The organism is Clostridium sp. Marseille-Q5894, from assembly GCF_946902305.1.
GTDB lineage: Bacteria > Bacillota_I > Bacilli_A > Erysipelotrichales > Coprobacillaceae > Thomasclavelia.
The window spans coordinates 17979-39381 of record NZ_CAMPPT010000014.1 but is presented as its reverse complement, the minus strand read 5'-3'; the positions used below and the strand labels follow the sequence as shown (position 1 = coordinate 39381).

General features: G+C 29.3%; 21 protein-coding genes. 8 read left to right on the top strand and 13 right to left on the bottom strand.

The features are described from left to right. Positions 1-185 precede the first annotated feature (185 nt). Positions 186-1193: a nucleoid-associated protein gene (locus OC535_RS14480; RefSeq protein WP_024722684.1), complete on the bottom strand. Its 1008-nt coding sequence runs from the start codon at positions 1191-1193 to the stop codon at positions 186-188. A gap of 67 nt (positions 1194-1260) precedes the next feature. Between OC535_RS14480 and OC535_RS14475 the strand changes: the two genes are divergently transcribed. After that, positions 1261-1986: a YaaA family protein gene (locus OC535_RS14475; RefSeq protein ID WP_498824152.1), complete on the top strand. Its 726-nt coding sequence runs from the start codon at positions 1261-1263 to the stop codon at positions 1984-1986. Between the two features lie 18 nt (positions 1987-2004). On the opposite strand, the gene hisC is transcribed toward OC535_RS14475, so the two are convergent. Genes hisC through pfkA form a run of 3 tightly spaced genes read right to left on the bottom strand, consistent with a single transcriptional unit; the run spans position 2005 to position 4821 of the window. Next, entirely contained in the window at positions 2005-3060 is a 1056-nt protein-coding gene (hisC, locus tag OC535_RS14470; protein ID WP_024722682.1) for a histidinol-phosphate transaminase, read from the bottom strand. A gap of 12 nt (positions 3061-3072) precedes the next feature. Continuing rightward, positions 3073-3852, bottom strand: coding sequence for an HAD-IIB family hydrolase (locus OC535_RS14465; protein WP_227053518.1), 780 nt, complete (start codon positions 3850-3852; stop codon positions 3073-3075). Between the two features lie 9 nt (positions 3853-3861). Next, entirely contained in the window at positions 3862-4821 is a 960-nt protein-coding gene (gene pfkA, locus OC535_RS14460; RefSeq protein WP_227053517.1) for a 6-phosphofructokinase, read from the bottom strand. A 175-nt stretch (positions 4822-4996) separates the two neighbouring features. On the opposite strand from pfkA, the gene OC535_RS14455 reads away from it, so the two are divergent. Both OC535_RS14455 and OC535_RS14450 read left to right on the top strand, forming a co-directional pair. Then, positions 4997-5959: a PD-(D/E)XK nuclease family transposase gene (locus tag OC535_RS14455; RefSeq protein WP_498824154.1), complete on the top strand. Its 963-nt coding sequence runs from the start codon at positions 4997-4999 to the stop codon at positions 5957-5959. Positions 5960-6133: 174 nt separating this feature from the next. After that, positions 6134-7375, top strand: a complete 1242-nt coding sequence (locus tag OC535_RS14450) for an IS256 family transposase (protein WP_498822983.1) — start codon at positions 6134-6136, stop codon at positions 7373-7375. A 200-nt stretch (positions 7376-7575) separates the two neighbouring features. Here OC535_RS14450 and OC535_RS14445 read toward each other — a convergent pair whose 3' ends face one another. The 6 genes from OC535_RS14445 to OC535_RS14420 all read right to left on the bottom strand — a co-directional run bounded on the left by OC535_RS14445 (position 7576) and on the right by OC535_RS14420 (position 16098). Then, positions 7576-8328: a C40 family peptidase gene (locus OC535_RS14445; protein ID WP_498824150.1), complete on the bottom strand. Its 753-nt coding sequence runs from the start codon at positions 8326-8328 to the stop codon at positions 7576-7578. A gap of 1 nt (position 8329) precedes the next feature. Beyond that, the gene (locus OC535_RS14440) at positions 8330-8788 is read right to left on the bottom strand and encodes a phage holin family protein (RefSeq protein ID WP_227053681.1); all 459 of its coding nucleotides are present in this window, start codon (positions 8786-8788) and stop codon (positions 8330-8332) included. 616 nt (positions 8789-9404) lie between these two features. Further along, positions 9405-11162, bottom strand: coding sequence for a DUF859 domain-containing protein (locus tag OC535_RS14435; RefSeq protein WP_227053680.1), 1758 nt, complete (start codon positions 11160-11162; stop codon positions 9405-9407). Beyond that, the gene (locus tag OC535_RS14430; protein ID WP_498824149.1) at positions 11152-13593 is read right to left on the bottom strand and encodes a hypothetical protein; all 2442 of its coding nucleotides are present in this window, start codon (positions 13591-13593) and stop codon (positions 11152-11154) included. Before OC535_RS14430 ends, OC535_RS14435 begins: the two co-directional genes overlap by 11 nt. A 12-nt stretch (positions 13594-13605) precedes the next feature. Next, on the bottom strand, positions 13606-13971 hold the full coding sequence (locus OC535_RS14425) for a DUF6711 family protein (RefSeq protein ID WP_227053678.1): 366 nt from the start codon (positions 13969-13971) through the stop codon (positions 13606-13608). Between the two features lie 12 nt (positions 13972-13983). Beyond that, positions 13984-16098: a hypothetical protein gene (locus OC535_RS14420; RefSeq protein WP_498824148.1), complete on the bottom strand. Its 2115-nt coding sequence runs from the start codon at positions 16096-16098 to the stop codon at positions 13984-13986. Between the two features lie 76 nt (positions 16099-16174). Between OC535_RS14420 and OC535_RS14415 the strand changes: the two genes are divergently transcribed. From OC535_RS14415 to OC535_RS14395, 5 genes are all read left to right on the top strand, one after another. Next, on the top strand, positions 16175-16987 hold the full coding sequence (locus OC535_RS14415; protein WP_498824147.1) for an SHOCT domain-containing protein: 813 nt from the start codon (positions 16175-16177) through the stop codon (positions 16985-16987). Between the two features lie 166 nt (positions 16988-17153). After that, entirely contained in the window at positions 17154-17612 is a 459-nt protein-coding gene (locus OC535_RS14410) for a hypothetical protein (RefSeq protein ID WP_498824146.1), read from the top strand. Positions 17613-18048: 436 nt separating this feature from the next. Further along, positions 18049-18894 carry a hypothetical protein gene (locus OC535_RS14405; RefSeq protein ID WP_498824145.1) on the top strand — a complete coding sequence of 282 codons (846 nt, stop codon included), beginning with the start codon at positions 18049-18051 and terminating at the stop codon, positions 18892-18894. 238 nt (positions 18895-19132) lie between these two features. Continuing rightward, on the top strand, positions 19133-19264 hold the full coding sequence (locus OC535_RS14400) for a hypothetical protein (protein WP_498824144.1): 132 nt from the start codon (positions 19133-19135) through the stop codon (positions 19262-19264). A gap of 39 nt (positions 19265-19303) precedes the next feature. After that, positions 19304-19426 carry a hypothetical protein gene (locus OC535_RS14395; RefSeq protein WP_498824143.1) on the top strand — a complete coding sequence of 41 codons (123 nt, stop codon included), beginning with the start codon at positions 19304-19306 and terminating at the stop codon, positions 19424-19426. Between the two features lie 287 nt (positions 19427-19713). Here OC535_RS14395 and OC535_RS14390 read toward each other — a convergent pair whose 3' ends face one another. The 3 genes from OC535_RS14390 to OC535_RS14380 form a co-directional block, all read right to left on the bottom strand. Next, positions 19714-20562: a hypothetical protein gene (locus OC535_RS14390; RefSeq protein WP_498824142.1), complete on the bottom strand. Its 849-nt coding sequence runs from the start codon at positions 20560-20562 to the stop codon at positions 19714-19716. 129 nt (positions 20563-20691) lie between these two features. Continuing rightward, positions 20692-21093, bottom strand: a complete 402-nt coding sequence (locus OC535_RS14385; RefSeq protein WP_498824141.1) for a hypothetical protein — start codon at positions 21091-21093, stop codon at positions 20692-20694. Further along, positions 21075-21401: a DUF5055 domain-containing protein gene (locus tag OC535_RS14380; RefSeq protein ID WP_498824140.1), complete on the bottom strand. Its 327-nt coding sequence runs from the start codon at positions 21399-21401 to the stop codon at positions 21075-21077. Before OC535_RS14380 ends, OC535_RS14385 begins: the two co-directional genes overlap by 19 nt. Positions 21402-21403: the final 2 nt, after the last annotated feature.

The window sequence follows — 21403 nt, the reverse complement described above, 5'->3', positions numbered from 1 at the left end:
ATTTTCAACAAGAATCCAAAAATATTTAGAAAAATAAAATGACCTATATATACTCGATATAAGTCATTTCTATAGTTCTTTGACAATTTAATAAAATTACTTACACAAATTTCTTGACATTCCCATGAATAGCCAAAAACTATTCATTCGTTACAGCCCCTTTTTGATTAAAAAACTAAATATATTTATTTTACTACTATATCTTTTATATTTTTAAGAATAATTCGTGTCATTCCCCGTTCATCCATTTCCCGGGAAATATCGACACCCTCAAGATAATCCTCAACACTTAATTCAATAACTCGATCATCATCTAAAACTAATTTACAGCGTGACATCCGATCTAAAGATACGGGTACATTGACAATTACATCATCTTCTTCAATACCTAAATCTTTCATTATCGTCTCAACTTCTTCGGTCGCGTTATAATCATTGCCCATAACTTTTTTAGCTAATTCCATTGGTTTTACTGGACGATGTTCCATTACTAACTCTGCCAATTCTCTTTTAACAACTGGTAATGGATCACCTTCAATAACCCCATATTCACTATCTACCTTTTTTACTACCTTATTAACAATACTCATCTTCTGCTTATCGGTTAATTTAGGTTCTCCTTTAATATATTGCTCATTTAAATAATAGCCTGGCTTTCCATCAATCATAAATCTTTTTTCGATAATTGACAAAATACCATCTTCAATATTTATAATTATTGCTTCTTCAACAGCCGTTGTCTTATTTGGTAAAATCTGCTGATTCACAAAACGAATACTACGAACTCCATTATTTTCTTCAATTAAACTCATTGGCATAGTTTTATAATTTAATTTAATAATTAAAATGTATTTTTTACCATCAACTTTACATTCAACAAACATCAAATTTGCATTAGGCATTTCTTCGATTTTTGTACAAAGATCAAATAGATCCTGGGTAATTTTTATTGATTCTTCTTTAAAATTGTCATCATTTTCTATCATTTTTCTTCCTGATTGTAATAAATGATGTTCACTTCCGATTATCAGTTGTTTAATTCCTGAATTTTCTAAACATTTTTCAATTTTTTTATCATAATATTCCGTTGTTCCTTCGGTCAAATTAATAAAAGTATCCGAATAAACTACTTTGCTATGTTCTAAATCTAACATATGAATTAAAATTTTATCAATTATAATTGTATTATTCATTCTTTCATCACCACGACAAGTATATCATATTTTGATGATTTAAGGTATAATAAAGTGGGTGATAAAAATGAAAATAATTATAGCGCCTGCAAAGGTAATGAAAACTAAACAAATTAATATCGAAAAAACAGATTTGCTTTTTTCTAAAAAAACAGAACAATTAAATAAATATTTGAAGCAATATACTATTAATGAATTACATGATTTGATGAAAATATCTTTTAAAATGGCTGAAACTGTTTATACTTATTATCATGAAAATTATGAATCTACGCCTGCTATTTATTGTTATCAGGGAACTGTTTTTAAGCAAATCAATTTAAATACTTATAATGATAGTGATTTTAATTATTTAGATAAATATCTTAATATTATGTCTGCTTATTATGGTATCTTAAAATATAATACTAAAATTACACCTTATCGTTTAGATATGATCATGAAATTTGATTTAAATTTATATGATTTTTGGCAAGATGAGGTAAACAACTATTTTAAGAATGAAGATTATATCATTTGTCTTGCCTCTAAAGAGTTTGTAAAAATGATCGACCATCCCCATTTAATTAATATTGATTTTGTTGAGAAACGAGCTGATAAGCTAGTTCGTAATTCAATGTATGTTAAACAGGCTCGTGGTAAAATGTTAGATATCATGGTCAAAAACAAAATTATTTTATTAGAAGATTTAAAAAAAATCACTTTTGATGAGTATCATTACAATGATCTTTTATCAAATACTAATAACTATGTATTTATCAGAGATGCTAAACAACAATATAAAAAATTATAACAGATGGTTATCCATCTGTTATTTTTTTAGATATTTAGTTAAAAACTGCAACATCACTTCCATTTGTTCATCTGTTCCAATTGTAATTCGCAGATATTGCGCAATTCTTTCTTTATTCCAATGACGAACAATGATCCCTTCTTTTCGTAAAGCCTTGAACAGTTCTTGACCATCTATGTCAGGATGTTTTACAAATATAAAATTAGCATAACTATCAGGAACAATAAAGCCCAATTCTTTCAGTCTTTGTTTTGTCATTTCTCTAGTTTTAATTATTTTAGCACACTTAGCTTTAGTATCTTGATCATCTAAAATACTTGCTAAAGCTATTTGCTGGGTAATGTAATCGATTGGATATGAGTTAAAAGAATTCTTCACATCATATAAATGACTGATTGCCTCTTTATTTCCTAGTGCAATTCCTAAGCGAATTCCTGCTAACGATCTTGATTTTGAATATGTTTGAATCACTACCAGATTTTCATATTTATTAATTAATGGTACACAGCTTTTACCCCCAAAATCAATATAAGCTTCATCCACAACAACAATACTATCAGGATTATTTTTTAAAATAGTTTCAATAAAATCTAAATCTTCTAATAATCCCGTTGGTGCATTAGGATTAGGAAAAATAATTCCACTATTTGCTTGTAAAAAATCATTAACATTCATTTTAAAGTTATCATCAAGTTTAACTAACTGATAATCAATTTGATATAGATCACAATAAACAGGATAAAAAGAATATGTAATATCCGGAAATAAAACAGGCTCATTCCCATTAAAAAATGTTAAAAAAGTTAATGCTAAAACCTCATCAGAACCATTACCGATAAATACTTGTTCCTCATCTAAATGATAATAATCAGCTAAAGCTTTCCTTAAATCAACAGCATCGCTATTAGGATATAATCTTAACTTATCAATATCTATATTACTAATTACTTCTTTAACTTTCGGACTCGGTCCATAAGGATTTTCATTAGTATTCAATTTAATCATATTTACAATCTTAGGCTGTTCACCTGCCACATATGGTTCCACTTTACGTAATTTATCTTGCCAAGTCATTTAATTTCCCCCTTAAATTATTTCTGCAATCAACTCTGATAAATTTTCAACCTGCCGATAACTATATTTCTTGACTTCATCACTTACACGATTGAAGGTATAACCATAATCAGCATGCTCAAACATACTAATATCATTATATGAATCCCCAATTGCATAACTAATTAAATCACCATTAATTAAATTAACCAAATTAGTAATTCCTGTTCCTTTAGTACAATTACTTGGGGTAATATCTAAATAATGTTGATTTAATGTTCCTTGAGCATCACTATTATAATTTTCAGCAATAAAATTCTTGATTTTTAAAACATTATCTAATTGTTGATCATCCTGATGTATCGCTATTATATCAAATTCTTTTGTCTTTGAATATTCCTTTAAAAAGTCATATTCTTTAACGGCAATCATCCCCTGAGCACTATATCTATATGTTTGATTACGATAATATGCCAATGTCTTCTTTCCATCAAAAAAGTAAACCCACAAATTATTATATTTTAAACACTCTTCAATAATTCTAACTCCAACTTGTTTTGAAATTGCCTGTCGATATAAAACAGCCTCATCTTTATTCATGATTTGAGCCCCGTTATTTAAAATAAGATAATCATAAGCTAAGTCGTGTTTATTAATTTCGCCCCTGACCTCTTCAATATTTCTACCAGTATTAAAAACAAATATATTTCCAGCATCTCTAAATCTTTTTATCATTTCTTTATCTTTTGAATAAAGTAATCCTGATTCATTAATAATCGTTCCATCCATATCACAAAACAAAATTTTTTTCATCTTAACCTCCTAAACTAGATCATCAAATAAATGATAAAGTACTTCTTTACTTTTATTAGTTTCTTTTAAAGCTTCTTCTATTCCTTTAGCTATAATTTCACTGTTTTTTAAACAAACGCATTGACCACTTTGCCTTTCAAGCAACAGTTCAATTGCTTTACCAGCCATTCTTGAAGCTAAAATGCGATCTTCTGGAACTGGTGAACCGCCTCTTTGAATATGCCCTAAAACAATTGCTCGACTTGAAAAACCAGTTTCTTGATTAATTCTTTTAGCCAATTTATCAACATCAAAAATTTTTTCACTAGCAATGATAATTGCATGCCGCTTATGATAAACAGTCTCATTTTTTATCATTTCAGAAATAACAAAATCTTCATCATATCCCGTTTTATTAGTAATAACTAATTCACTGCCACATGAAATCGCAGAATAAAGTGCCAAACTATCTGCATTGTTTCCCATTACTTCAATTACAAAACAGCGATGATGTGAACTTGAAGTATCTCTTAATTTATTTACAGCATCAATAATATTTGATAATGCGGTATGAAACCCAATCGTTTCATCAGTTCCATTAATATCATTATCGATCGTCCCTGGTATACCAATACAGTTTATTCCTTTTTTACTTAAAGCTAAAGCTCCACGATAACTACCATCACCACCAATTACAACAAGACTATCAATGTCAAATCTTTTTAAATTTTCAATTGCTTTATCTTGTACTTCATCCAATTTAAATTCAGGTAATCTTGAAGATCCTAAAATCGTTCCCCCTTTAGCTAAAATCTCTGAAACATCACTGTACCCCAGTTTCTTTATCTTCCCTTCTACAAGTCCCTGATAACCATCATATACACCATAAACTTCAAAACCTCTTTTAATTCCAACTCTAACTATCGCTCGAATTGCTCCATTCATTCCAGGAGCATCACCACCTGAAGTTAATACTGCAATTTTTCTCATTCCTATACCCCCAAAAAATTTTTATATTAATGATTATAGCATAATCATTAATGAATAATTAATTATTTCTAATTTAAAAAATAAAAAATTAAATTAATTATTATTTTTTAAAGTAATTCTCCTTTTTAGATTGTAAAAGATAATGAGGAGGAAAAAATATGATTCATGAAAAAATATTATCGATAATAATAATGTTCGCTTTAATAATGACCTGTTCTTTAAATATCTGCTTTCCAGGGACACTTTAGAATCTATAAAACTGAGAAAGTTTATCGTTAAATCCGTCACCCATCTTGACTGTCAACAGATGATCGTTAAAAATCCGGAAATCAATCAAAATACGGTTCTCGCTAAAAACATCATCCTCGATATCTGTGCTGTTGATGAAAAGGGCCGAATCATTGATATCGAAATGCAGATGGCCGGCAACAGTAATAGCGAAAGTACCCGCTTTCAGTTCTATGGGGCCAGACTGTTAGTAGAACAGATCGATACCGGTGAAAAATATCATCAGCTAAGACCGGTATATCAAATCATCTTTATCAATGAAGATGATGATCGTTTGATCAAAGATTATGCGTTTCGAGATGATCAGGGAGAGCTGGAAAAAGAAAATCTCAACTACCGCTATTTTATCAAGATGAGACATATCGATAAGATCATCAAGGAAAAAGGAATCGCAAGATTAAATGATCTAGAAAGGTTATGTTATTTGTTTATAAAAAATGAATATACTGCTATAATGAAGGAAAGAGAAGAAGATATAGTGGAGATGGTGATAAAGATGTATGACAAGTTTAGAAGTAATGAGCCGATATGGTCATTAGCGAATCAGTTAGCCTTAGCGAAGCTTAGAACCGAATCCTTAGAGATGGAGCGCGAAGAAAAGACAGCCAAAAGGATTGAAGAGGGAATCAAACAAGGTATCGATCAGGGTATTGAGCAGGGAATTGAGATTGGAAAAAACGCAATTCTACAAAAAAATAGAGAAACATGTATTAGAATATTAAAAAAGCACTATCATATTGATTGTGCAAAATGGGTTGCTGAATTAAACGAAAAACAGCTCGAAATGATATTTGAATATGCCTATGATGAAGAGTTTGAAACTCTTAAACAAAAAATAGATAATATATAAAGAGCCAGCATTCCTTTACACTCTCAAAACCCCACAGTTGACCAAAGTTATGAACTTATCCTAAATGGATAAGTTGGGAGTGTAAAATAAAGTGTGTAAGTAAGTAATATGTGTTATATTACTGCTACACACTTTTCTTATTATCAAAATTAAAAATATGGAGGTTAATGAAATATGGCAAGAATAAAAAGAGATCCAAAAACAGTAGCTTTGGCTCAACAAATTATTGATACTTATAATCCACAATCAGCACAGGATATGGATGAAGCTTTAAAAGATATTTTTGGACCATTATTTGAATCAATGCTTCAGGGAGAAATGAACAACCATCTTGGTTATGCATCTAACAGTAAAGAAGAAAAAAAGACATTAAACAGAAGAAATGGTTATTCTCCTAAAAAAATAAAAACATCAAGAGGAGAATTAGATATTAATATACCTAGAGACAGGGAGGCATCTTTTGAACCGCAAATTATTCCTAAGAGAACGAGAGATGTTTCGGACATTGAAAATAAAGTCATCTCAATGTATGCAAAAGGAATGTCTCAAAGAGATATATCAACCACAATTGAAGATATCTATGGATTTTCGGTTTCTCATGAAATGATTTCCGATATAACCGATGCTATCATTCCTGAACTGGAAAACTGGCAAAACCGACCACTATCTCAATGTTATGCATTCTTGTTTGTTGACTGTTTATATGTGACAGTAAGAAATGATTATGAGGTAAAGGAATATGCTGTATATGCTGTTTTAGGCTATGACATCAATGGAAACAAGGAAATACTGGGGTTATGGTTAAACGAGACAGAAAGCAAGCATAAATGGATGCAGATTTTTGATGAAATCAAAGCGAGAGGTGTGGAAGATGTTTTCTTTATATCTATGGATGGTGTTAGTGGACTTGAAGATGGTGCGAAAGCAATATTTCCCAATGTTGTGGTACAAAGATGTATTGTCCACCTTATAAGGAATTCTATTAAATATGTCCCAAGCAAGGATTATAAGCGATTTACACAATCATTGAAAAAAGTTTATGGAGCTCCTAGTTTAAAGGCGGCCAAAAACGCATTTGAAACATTCAAGAATGAGTGGAAACAATATCCGGGAGCAGTTGATGTATGGGAAAGGAACATTCATCATGTAGAACAGCTGTTTGATTATGGATCAGCCATCAGAAAAGTTATGTATACAACCAATGCAATTGAAAGTGTCAATTCAAGTTTTAGAAAGGTCATAAAAAAAGGAGCATTTCCAAATGAGACAGCGGTATTAAAAGTGTTATATTTAAGAGTTCTTGAATTATCGAAAAAATGGTCAGGTGGGCGTGTATCAAATTGGGCAATGGTTATGAATCAATTAATGATGGATGATAGATTTTCAACAAGAATCCAAAAATATTTAGAAAAATAAAATGACCTATATATACTCGATATAAGTCATTTCTATAGTTCTTTGACAATTTAATAAAATTACTTACACAAATTTCTTGACATTCCCGATAAGTTCATTTTGTATATTTTTTATATAAAATTATTTTAGTGAAAAACACAAAATTTGCTTTTTAAATCGAGAATGTGTATTTATTACTTTAAAAGTAATTTATGCTTTTATTATATCTTCAACAAGCATTTCCAAGTATTTTTACCAACAATACCATCAACTTGTAAACCATTATCTTGTTGAAAGCTTTTAATTGCTTTTTGCGTATTATTACCATTTATCCCATCTATTTCACCACAATCATAACCTAAATTATTTAATCTTTCCTGCACTATGGCTGTAATATTTCCTTGAGATTTATTTAATAACAAAGGACATCCTTCTAATGTAACTGTACCAGCAATGCCATCAACATCTTGATTACTAAAGCCTTGATTATTACATTCTGATTGTAAACGGGCTATCCAATTATCAATGTTATCTACTTGCTGGTATTCGATATAAGGACTTTTTCCATGTTTTAACCATTTTCTCTCTTTTTGACCATTGCTAATATTTTTACAGGTTGTGATTTGTACTCCATTATTCCATTTCGGTGTAGCCTCAATTACATAACCATTACCTATATAAATACCCATATGCCCTTCTATCCACACTATTTCCCCGACTTCAATATTACTAAAATCATTACTTACATTTAAACAATTTGAAATAATTGTATCTGCATTTTGATCTAATACACCATTTGATGCATATTTACCATTTTCTGGATAGCCCCAAAGAATGCCTTTTAATAAACCACTACAATCCCATTGTGTTTTCCCATTTGTTTTTTTATTACCAAATGTTCCTAATTTATATTCTGTAGCACTATTAGCCACAGACTTTACTTTTTCTACTAATTGTATAGCTGTCATTATCATCTTATTTTTCTTCCTTATTAATCATTTTATCCGCAACCTCTAATCCTTTAGTAAATATCATCGGAATATTATAGCCAGCTTCTACTAAATTCTCTACAATACTTCTAAGTTCATTTATTGCTAGAGAGGCTAACACGAACCATCCTAACAATGTCGTAATTTCTAGATTAATTCCTAAAGTATTTCCAATTTCAATAAACAAAACAGATGCCAAAAATGAGATCATAATTATGATCCAATATCCTAATTTCTTTAAAAGACCCATTACCCCTACTACAGAGTTTATCTTATTACTCATTTTAGATTTCATCCAGCCTGTTATATAATCAATAACATTGAATAATAAAAAAATTGCAAATAAAATCCAATGTTCTCCAAAAATAAAACTTAGAAATGCGATAATAGCACCTATAACTGCATTATATGTATCCATATAATTTAAGTTCTCTAAAAAATTCATTTTTTTTCCTTTCTGTTTTTATATTTATAATTATTTTTATCTTATATCATTCATCTAAAATGCCATAAAGTTACAAAGTTACTCTAAAAATTTTTGTAAATAAAATTGGCTGATTAAAACTATGATTATTTCCCATTAATCAATAATATATTTTTAAAACTGTAGAGATATAAGTATTTAAAGCACTTATATCTCTACAAAACTAATGTAATATGTATTTTACACTAGTTTTTTAACAAATCATCTTACACCATAATAATTAATCTAAAACAATATCCTCTAATTTTTTATATTGTATAAAAGTAACTATAACTTGTTCGAATATGTATATATAATAATCTATCAAAAAATACTAATAGATTCCCATTTCTCTTTGAGCTATCATCACTCCATACTACACCTTCTATATGTACCAAGCTACCATTCATTTCCAATAATCTTTCAAATTTTTGTGCTTCCAAAACCAGCCAGTAAAAATACCATCTGTATAGTTTTCATCCCCAATAAAATGTAATTCTAGATTTGGGCATGTTAAAGTATTATCATTAATCCCTCTAGTTTAATGGCTGTATTCATTTGCATAATTTTTGCAATTAGCATCAACCTCCTTCTTTCTTTAATTTTTCGTGTACTTAATTGTAGTGTACGAATGATTCCAACTACAAAAAGCACCTAAAACAATTTCTACATTGTTTCTATTAACAACAACAGATGTACCGTCACGTACGTCATCCTTGTGGGCAGATGGCAGTTTCCAGAAATTGTAGACTCCAGTATTCCAAGCAATACTTGTAATATCTATAACCATATCTAGATCTTCGATTCCATGTGGTACCGTTTTATTTTGGTTGGCAGTAGTACCTACTATTTCACCTGTATCGATAGTTTTTATATATATTTTCTTACCATCTATCCAATAATTGCCAGTCCATTGTTCTTGACTAGAATATTTAAAGTTTACGATATTTCTTCCCTCTACTTGTAAAGCACCTCCAACATCAGGATCATAGAAAGCGCCGAAGGCAACACCATTTTGATGAATTGACATTTGAGGAATCCCGCTTTGAAGTATTGTTTCTTTAAAAATACCTGTCGTTATTTTATCTGAAATAACGATTTTAAAATCATAATTATTTTCAATCTCGAAACCATTGGCTCCTAAATCACCTGCTATTTCTGCTTCAATAATAAAATTATTATTACTTGCACTATAAGTTATTTCCGTATTCCCTTGTATCCATGTACCGCTTCCTTGAGCCTTGTAAAAGTACTGTATAGATAGTTCATTATCAACGTTTCCAAAATTCCCATTAAAAAATTGTCCTTTACATACAACTACTGCATTTGAATCTATTCCGCCTTTCTCTCGGGATACAGTTAATTCTAAAATTGCTGGTGTAAAATAATCTATAAAATTAGGGATTACTGATTCTTTACTTATAACATTTCCTCGACTATCTTCTACATAATTAACAATAGTATTAGAAGCAGCATTATTTATTATAAAATTGTTATTTTCGGTATTTCTGATAACATTGTTTCCGCATATTATACGATATTCTTTAATTGTTGCTTCTTTTACAGCGTTTGCACTATTACCTGTAAAAGTTATTTTAGAATATCCTTTTATTACTGTTGTATTACCTGCCAATTCTCCATTATCTACTGTTAATGTTTCAAGTCCTGAATTCCATGTCGGATCTGGATTTTTTATGGTTATTGTCCGATCCCGATAATCAGGATTAACCCACTGGCCATTAATGTTTGTGTAAATTCCAACCCGTATTGTTTGTGAATTTCTAGTACATTTTTGACGAATTAATTTTCTTTCTGCATCTGTCAAATTCCAATCCAAACGTCCACCTGTACATGTTCTTTCACAAATATGATCACCAGTAGGATTTACTTCCAGCCATGCTTTTACCCCTAAACCACCAGGATTACTATAAGTAAGCCAGGGATCATCTTCATCTGTAAAATTTTCAATCATGCTTGTTAAAGTTGCTTGTCTAGGAATTGTTGGAAGAGACCACGAACCAGTCACATCTTCGTTTACTGTATTTGAATAAACAGCTGCGACAACATGTGCACTAAAATTAAAATTACCATTTACATCATGATATACAGTTTGATATCCATTTGCTAAATCACCTTTATATCGTTGTGTACGACTATTATTATTAACCAGAACTGCACCAAAAGCATCACAATAATCTCTATAGTGATAATAATATGATGATGTTCCTCCAACAACAGTTACCCGCCAGTAAATTACCGATGAATTAGTAGCAATATCCTGACTTACCAGCGCCCATGCAAATTCCAGATATCTGCCCTGATATCCACCACCGCCTAAAACACCACTATTCGCCATTTTCATATACCTCCATTTCATTAGGATTGATTCTATTAATTATTGTTTGATCATTAATATTCTGAATCAGTAAATTAACAATCGCTGCTTTATTCTTGACAACAGCTGTGTTTGTTACAATACCATCACTATCGAAGATAGTTATATATTCGCCCTGTTTATTCATGAAACCAATAATATCCGCAAGAGCCACAAATTCTACATCAGTACCAATAGAAGAAATACGAACACCGCGACCAATCTTGACCGTATCCGACCAGGTTTCATTAGAGTTAAGTGACCATTCCATTTTTTCATCACCTTTATTCAGCATTAGATTTATGATTGGACAGGCATTATCTGTATCACATTCAAATACGATCGTTATATAACCGTCTGATATTTCAAAGGTATGTTTAAATTCGGTATAGTCATTATTGCTTAAAATAAATTCATCTCCATTAATAAGCAGCTTAACATTAGCTAAATTAACCAGTTTTTTATAAACAAAAGACAAAGTATATACACCGTTGGCAACATTTACCTGTTGCTTTAAGCTATTATTTTTTAATAATAAAGCATAGCCATACTGGTTTCTGTAGCGTGTTTCTGCAGTTGCATCAAGATTGTAATTTCCTTGCCAAGAACCATCATTAAAACAGCCGATACTATCTCTAATAAGATTATTACTACTTGTCGTTTTTAATGTATTAGTTAGACCATCTAAGCCTAGAATCATATTTTCTACTGTTTCTTTTACTTTTGTTTCTTCACCATTGATTTCAATAGTTGAATCTTTTACCAAAGCTTCTATTTTACCTTGTTCCAGTTCTAAAGATGTATTTAGACTTGATATCTCACCTTTTATAAAATCAATATCACCGGTATAATCGCTGATAGAAATCCAGCTATTATCTTCGTAGATTTTTAAAACATTAGGATAATTAGAAGTATCAAGCCATTTAATGTTATTTACAGGATTTTCAGGTTCAACATCACTAATAAAGATATTATTGATACTTTTGTATTCCTCAAATGCTTTTATTATTAATTCTCCCTGTTCATTTAAATAAAAACTAGGATCAACAATTTCACCATTATTATTACGTTTACCAATTTTTATTGTTCCTAATATTAAATCAAGTTCAAACATTTCACCTTGTAACACCCCTGTAGTTATAACATTTGCATTAAAATTACCCTCTAAATCAAATGCTATATTTTTAAAAGAGGATCCCCCATCTTCACTATAACCTAAACCACCAGACGTGAACTTCCATAATTTTGTGTACGGCTCTAAAGTAGGCGTATTCATGATCGTCCAGCCACTAGGCTTACCATCATCATTTACATCAATGACTAGATTACCACCATGCTGGCCTAATATTGTTTCACTACTATGTTTAAAAGCGTTTGTTAATGTATTATAAAGTTTATTTAACTTAATTTCTGTAGGACTTGATGTCTTCATTACTACATCGTTATCTAACTTCCCAACACATTCAATTTCACTGCTAAAACCACCATCTAACATTAATGTTTGCTTCATTATTACAATATTTTTATTTACAAGTTTAATTACGTCACTATTTTCAATACTAGGATTACCACGCCATTTGAAAGTACAGGGCTGATAGCTAAAACCGTTGACTTTTAAAAAGATTTTATTAAGTAATTCTTGAGTCATATACGGATTAGCAAAACTAATCCCATTACCTGATCCACATGTATATGTATGTTCTTCATCACCACTAGTCAGTGAATTAATAACAAATTCACTTTCTAAAGTCTCTTGGTAGCTATCTTGATAAATTAACTCTTCATTAATTATTAAATTAGTATTACTATACCAATAAAACTCCAATTCACCAAAACGATTAATTCTTGCATTACATCCCATTAAACCAGCTAAATATCCAAGTAACTCTTTACATGAAATATTTTCATAATAATGATCAATAATCAAATTTTCATACTCATCTAAATCAATTTCTGCCAATACAACATTACACTGCCTTAAAAGATCATTTAAGACATCAATAAACTTTGTTTCATCATTAAAAACAATCTCTGGTTCAAATATATCATCAAATCTTTTCATAGCATCATAGCCATTCAATTTAATTGAATATTCTTCTCGAGATACTTCATTTACAATATATGTTCCCAAATCGATCCACTCAATTTCATCACTAAATTTTAAACCACTTTTAACCACTATTTTTGCCTGTTCAAAAGAAATAATCTCTTCAGGAATAAACATTTCTAATTCAAATGCATTACTACAAACATCTCCAATTGAAATCACTTCACCACTACAACTAATTTCTTCTATCTTAATACTTTTAAGATATTTACTATCAATTTCCTGATCATTAATAATAACTTTAGTTACAAACTCTCGCATTGGAGAAATAATCGCATTTTTATATTCATTGCTTACATTCAACATTACTTATTCCTCCTAACGCTCTATAAATTCTATTGCAAGTCCCTGCCATAACCATTCATTAGCATCTTTATCAAAACAATAGACAGGTACCGTACGATCACTAACATAAACATTCATTGTCACATTTTCACCTTCTTTAGGATCTGGATATGTAATATCAAAAAATACTGGTTCAATTGCTTTTAATATCTTTGACATTTCGCTTGTAAGCATCGGCGGGAAGGTAACGGCAAGCTTACGCTTTACCGTTATTCGATCTCTAAACATATCACCTAGTACATTCCTTCCTGAACCTTCACTACTATCCAAATCTGATTCCTGCCATTGTAAAGAACTAGGATTAACAAACAAATCTTTTCCAATTTTTAATATTTCCATTTTTTTCACCACCTAAATCAATAATGGGCTTCTACCCGTTTGCATAACTTCTCGATTATGCGCATTAATCACCTGTTTAGCCACTTGTTTTCCATCAACCTGGAAGATTGCTGTAACAGTAGTATTAGCACGATGACTTCTCGACATAGCACTAACCATAGCATTATAAACACCAGAACTAATACCAGATACTATTTGATCATTATTAGCAACAGCTGTCTTACCATTTATTCGTCCTACTAACTCTGGACCTGCTTCACGTGCTATAAATAATTCACCAGTATCTGGGAATCCTCCATCAGCAAACCCAAGCCATGATTTAATTCCGACAAATACACTACCAATACCATCCATAGCTTTTTTAACTACACTCACTGATTTTTCAACGCTTGCTTTATCTGCCTTCGATGTAACTTTTGCTTCTAATTTTTTATTTTCCACTATAGTACTCATCTGATTCATCAAATCCCTAGTTTCGTCATTAACTTCATTTTTGTTATTCTCTAATCCTTCAGCAAGTTGTTGACACAATTGTAATCCTTCTGTATTACCTGCTGCAGCAAACATTTTGACATTTTCTGCTAATTTCTTTTTATCGTCATCATTCATATTAGACATTGCTACATTTTTCATCAATGTTAAAGTATCTAATCCTGCTTGTTGAGCTTTATTAATTTGTTCTGTAGACATTGACCACATCTCATAACTATCTTTCAACTGTTCCTCTTCCTCTTTACTTAATATAGCTCCTTTTTCTTTAAGATTAGCTATCATTTTTTCATAACTATCACCAAAGACCATTGCCTTATTAATAGTTTCAGCATTAATAATTTCATTAGCCAGCTTTATTTCTTCTTTTTCTTCTTCACTAGCCGTTAACATTCTAGTTTTACAATCTTCTCTTGCTGCTGCTAAACTTGACCATGTACTAGTTCCCTTTTCACCAACTTCTAGCATTTCCGCAACCATTAATTGAGCAGATGCTCCCACAGCACCATCTAAATCTTGAACTGCCAAATTATAAAGATCTGCTCCCTGTTTATTAGCTTCATATGCTGATTTAGCTTTATCTAAAGTCGAACTATATTCATTTAATCGCTCATTAGATTCTTGCATCTGTTCATTATAAGTTTCTAACATTCCTAATTCTTCATATGTAGCAGTTCCATTCTTTGATTTTTCTATTATTTCATTGTATTTTTCCTTAAGATCAGATTGTTTTTGTAACTCAGCATTATAGTTATTTTGTGCTAATGTCAATTCACTCCTTAATTTAGATTCATTTTTTAAACTATCCACATACCCATCATAATATGCTTCTACTTTTGCTTTTCGTTCTAATTGCTTTATATTTTCTTCTATCGCTTCTGCATTCTTTATCCAATGTACCCTGCCATCTTCTGTTAATTCTACTGTTCCTGGCATTTGACTATTAATCTCATCAATATAATATTTAACCTTCTCAATATCGCCACTATCAAAAAAACCCTCTTTATTAGTTAAACCATTAAGATTTTCTACTAATCCTCTAATAGCACTAGCTTGTGCTACTTGTTCTTTAGCTGATTCAATCATTGAGCTTGTTTGATCTTTTATTGCTTTAGTTGTATTCTCCAATTCTTTTCTTTTTCTTGCTTGAGCTTCAGCCAATAATTCGGTATCAGTTTTTGCCTTTTCCTCACTTCCACTAAATAAAGATAAAGCTCCTACTACTAAGCCAATTGCTCCTATTACTGCTACCAATGGATTTGTTTTTAAAAATTCTAATGCTACACTTAATGCCGTTGTTGCCATAGTACATAATGTTGTCTTAAACGTATGAAAATCAGTACATGTTGTTAGCATTTTTAATGAATCACCTGCTTTAAGTAATATACTACTTAACGTAGATCCACTCGCAGCCATTTTATTTAATGTATCACTAAGATTATTACCTTTTAATAAATTCAAACCATTTTGAATTATTTTTAAGCTTACATCTAATTCCGAAAATCTAGTAATTAAATTAATAATTGGTTCTGAACCAAATTTAAATTCCATTTTTGAATACGGCTCTAATTCTTTCAATTTTTTTGTTAATTTTTCCAATTCAGAACTAGTTAATTTTAATTTTTCCATATCAGTCATTATATTAACACCTCCTGTTATTTTTTACTGAAACCTTAAAAAATTAATGTTATAATTATTTAGTAAACTATAATTAATGAAAGAGAGTGATACTATTATGTACAAAGTGAAGCTAGGTGCTTTTAGCGAAATAGAAGTTAGAGAGAAAACTATATATATACGTAAAGGGGAAAGACACGAATTTCCTTTTGAAGATCTTGAATCCGTCGCTTTTTGGGAATATAGAAATAGTAAAAAAGGCTGGTTATTTTTTAAATTTATTAATAAAAAAGAATATCTGTCGTCTCTTTTTATGCCTAAACACAATGAAATTTGCCATGATATATACAAATTTTTACTTCCATATACCCATCGCATAATCGTAAATGATAATGAGAAAACTCTAACCATTTATCCTAAATCCAAAAATAACAATGGTTCGATAAATATAAATTTTAGCGATATTAACAGTTTTGAACTTATCCAAAATGAAACCAAAACAATTTCTGGAAGTTATACTGAAGCACTTGCTGGAAAAGCAATCCTTGGTGATACTGGTGCAATTATTGGAGCTATGGGAGCACCTCGACTAGAAACTACAACCATTAAAGATTTACGCATTAAACTTAATCTTAATTCATTTGAACAACCTCATATTTATATAAGTTATATTCAAAAAAGCGATGAAAAAAAAGATGAGCTGACAGAAATGATGATAGAACAATGCCAAAAAGATTTATCAATTCTTGAAAACATTTGTCGTATAAATTCTGAAAACAAAAATAGTCCTGCTTCCAATGACAATTCTATTCCATTAGAAGAATTAAAGAAATTACATGAATTGCTTCAAATTGGAATAATAACTCAAGAAGAATTTGATGCTAAAAAGAAACAGTTATTAGGATTATAATTATTCAGGAATGTACCTTTGTACATTCTTTTTTGTTCCTGATATCATTTAATAATCCCACTTATATTCTAAAACAATAATGTTCAAAAGATTCGCAACATAATATATGCATTTATTTTTATACCTTCCTAGTTTATAATTTACTTATAATAAGGAGGTATTTTACATGAAACTATTTCGTTCAAAAGAAGAAATTCTACAAGATGATAAAATAAAACAACAAAAAGAAAAAGTAAAACAACAATTTGAAATAGAATTTACTAATTTTTTTAAAGTATTAACAAATAATTCCGAAGAAGATATTAATGTATTAGAAAATATTCTTTTACATTCAAAAAAAGAATATGATAGTTTCTTTGAATCAAAAGCAGTAAATGTTGGTCTATATGAATATTTTGCTATTAATAATTCTATACTTGTTAATTTTAATATTCTTAAACAAGTGCATAATAATAATAAAAGTATCGATACTCTAATAGAACAAAACAAGGAGTTAGAAAATAAGTTTGATTTTTTAATTAAACTTAGTGAAAATTTAGAAAGTAAATTTGATATATTAATTAAACAAAATGAAGAATTAAATAATAAGTTTGATCAGTTAATTGAAATCTTAAAATCTAAATAGCTATTTATTATAAAGTGGTTTGCTTTATTGAAGTTAGTTTCTAACTTCATCTTTATTGTAAAGTAAAAACATATAAAAGATTCGTTACCATTTATAATTAAGAATTTTTAACTAATATAAAATAAAGTAATTCTTATCTAAAATATGTTAAGATCACAAAGATGGTAAGAACATATTTATATCAAAAAAGTTACATAACTTTTTGTTGGTAAGTCACTATAAGATATTTCTATTTTTCTTAATCCATATATTATACTCTTGGTTACTTTTTTATTGTATTAGCGTATTCCTTATTTTTTATTAACTGCAACAATTATCTTATCTAATGCAATTATCCTACAAAAATTTGAAACTCAAAAATAATTAAATAGATAAAGGATAACAACTATGAGATAATAAAAGTGAAAGGTGGGGAAAAGATGAAAAAATTTTAATTTTGCTAAATGTATTAGTACTATGCTTTTCAATTACAGGTTGTGGTAATAAAAATGATTTAACAGATGAACAGCTTGATTTATTAACAAGTACAGATACGTTTGAGGGCTCTTCAAATTTATTGCAAGATATGGAGGATGAAGGATACAACTTTGAATTAAATCCAGAAACATTAGAGTTAATTGTGTCTAAAAAAGAAAATAAAATTAGTTTTTCACCAATTGAAAATACAGGAAATTATACTTTCATTTTTAGTGATGAAAATGGTTCTTATAAAGAGGAAGAAAGTCTTATAGAAGTAAAAGTAAATATTTCAGATGAAAATAGGGAAACCGTAACAAATTTAATTAGCATACTTGAAAAATTTAATACAAACTTGCATACTTTAGAATTAGAATTAGTTGGATATCATATGGATAATCGCAAATCAATTTATTTAAATCGTTTAGACAATCAATATCCAATTAGAGAAAAATTACGTGAAGCAGGTTATAGTGAAAATGATTATAAATATGAAGAAGTTTTACCGACTTGGTCTAAAATAATTACTTCTAGTGATGGTTCTAGTAGAACTAGAACATTTGATATGACATCTGGCACATTTAGTGAAACAGGTGATGATATTATTACTGAATATAATTGGCAGAAAAATACAGGAAAAATTTATAATTATGCAAATTATGATTTTAATACAAGTTCTGTTACATCAAATGTATCTTTAAATTCACAACAAGAACTAACATTCGTTATTCAAATGCAATATATTAAACAAGAATTTAATGAAGAGTTATCATTAATTAATTCATCAGTAGATGAACTTAACGAGTATAAAATGATTAGTTATTAAATATTATAAAAATATAAATTAAGATTTAGTTTTGTTGAGAGTGTAAAATAAACTGTGTAAGTTAAGAGCGTACGGCTTAACTTCACAGTTTTTATTTTTATTTATGTTATGCTAGTATATATTTAGGTCCAGTTAAATAGAGAAATGTCAGTAAAGTGACAACGGTATTGATTAATATAGATAATAGATGTAATCTATATTAATCAATAATCTAATTATAAATAAGAAGTAAAGTTATATGAGTAATAAGAAACAAATCGATAAACAATTTAAAATCAATGCTGTTAATTACAAGAAGAACCATCCTGAACTTACTATGGCAGAAGCAGCAAATAATCTTGGAATCTCATTAAGTTCTATTCATCGCTGAATCAAAGAATATTCATCAAACAATGATGATGAAAGTAAGGTGTTTAGAGGTTCTGGTAATTATTCCAGTGATGATGCAAAAGAACTGGCAAGATTAAAAAAAGAAAACAGGGATTTAAGAGATGCTGTTGAAATATTAAAAAAAGCTATGAACAGCCAGTAAGTATTCTTTATAGAGCATTGAATGAATATATTAAAAAACAGCAGATTTAGATAAAGTTTCGATTAGAGCAGTAACCAAAATATTAAATATTTCCAGAAGCGGTTTTAAATCAGCTTATGATGATGATTTTAGAAATAGAATAGAGAAGTATCTCAACTATTAATATTCAAATTCCAATATAAATAAAAGACAAGGATTTCTATAAAAATACTCCTTGTCTCTTTATGCTTATATTAAATTAATTCTTTAATTATTTTTTAGTGCATCTGTATTTTTAATAAAATTATTTATACACTTTTTTCGACAGATACCTTTTGCTTTAAATCTTCTGTAGTTACATCATACTTTTTTAGTATACCATCATACCATTTTTTTATTCCTGAAAGTTCATCTTTATCTTCTTGACTCATACTACCAAGAATAACAGAATTTGATTCATAGTCATAAATAGATGAAAATTGACCACCTTCATTATATCCTCCAGCTTCATATTCAGGAACATACATATATCCTGTACCCTTTATAAAGTCATATGATCTATCAATAGCATAGATAAGTTCGCCTTTTATTAGAATTACATATTTTTTATCTTTGATTAAAATACCTCCATTTACTGAATCAAGATCTTTAACTTCAAGATCTTTTCCAAATACAAAATTTAAATATTCTACTCCTGTTAAATTATCACGTACATATTTAGAAAAGTCTTTTTTAGCAATCATTTTAGTACACCAGTCACTAAATTCTTCATAAGTGACATCCATTTCATCTAATGATTTATCTAATCTCTTTTTAATATCTGATTCAATATTTTCGTATTTAAAATTTTTATTATCTTCTAATTCAGTATTTTTATAAACATTAGTACTTGAAGATTTTCCTGTAGGATAGTATAAAACATCTGCAATTGCTTTATTCTTTTCATTATCGTATTTAAAGAACATAATATAATTTTCATCATTTAATTTGAATTCATATGTGCCTTTATTTGAATCAGAATTTATTGAAATATCTTTTTCTTTAAAACCATAATCCTCAAATGTTTCTACTACATTTTGATAGCTTTTAGCACTCCTTTCCCCATTACATCCACATAACATAAAAACACAGCATAATGCTAACATCAATTTTCTCATAAATCTTTTCTCCCTTCCTTTTATGAGTGTTTTTTTAATTATAACAATAAATAAGTATCTATGCCACATTATGATAATTTATGTGTTTTTAACAAAAAATTATTAAAGAGGAATGATGATTTCATTCCTCTACTTGTATGCATTAACCCAATTTTCCATCCATACTTTTGCTTTCGCGCGTTCGCGTTCAACTGTTTTTTCATGATCTTTATCTAGCTGCTCTTGATTAATAGGATAGGGTTTTGAGGTATAGGAAGCTGCTTGTTGACCTGCTTTACGACAGAATGCATTATAGATTGAGGTACTAACTGCATCATATATATACATTCCTTGAAGCCATAGTTGATTGTTATCACGCTCATTTTTTATTTCATAAGCTTTTCGATAAACTGTGACTAAAGTAACATCTTGATTGTAAAACTGATCAAAGCTCATTCCAATACTTATATAAAAGGGTAATACTTCTTTGAATATTTCTGTATAGGTTTTATCTTGCGTGGAAAGTTCTTCTTCTAGAAATTGGCTTTCCACTTGATGGCGTTTTTTGAGGTACTGTCCTCAAATAGGGTATTTAAAGTATCCATTGCCATTGTACTTAATTTATTGTACATATCATTTTTATCAGTAAATAATTCAAAAATTTCTTCTACTAATGATTTAGTAATTCTTTTATGGTGAGCAAAGAAAGCGTATTGAAATAATTTTGGTAGAATCGTTACTGGTTTTTTATCTAATTGAGCTAATACAATTCCATCTGCTTCCATTTTTTCTAATGTTTTTCTTGTATATTCAAGGGTATAGTCTACGTCTTTATATGTAAAATTAATTACCTTAGCCACTG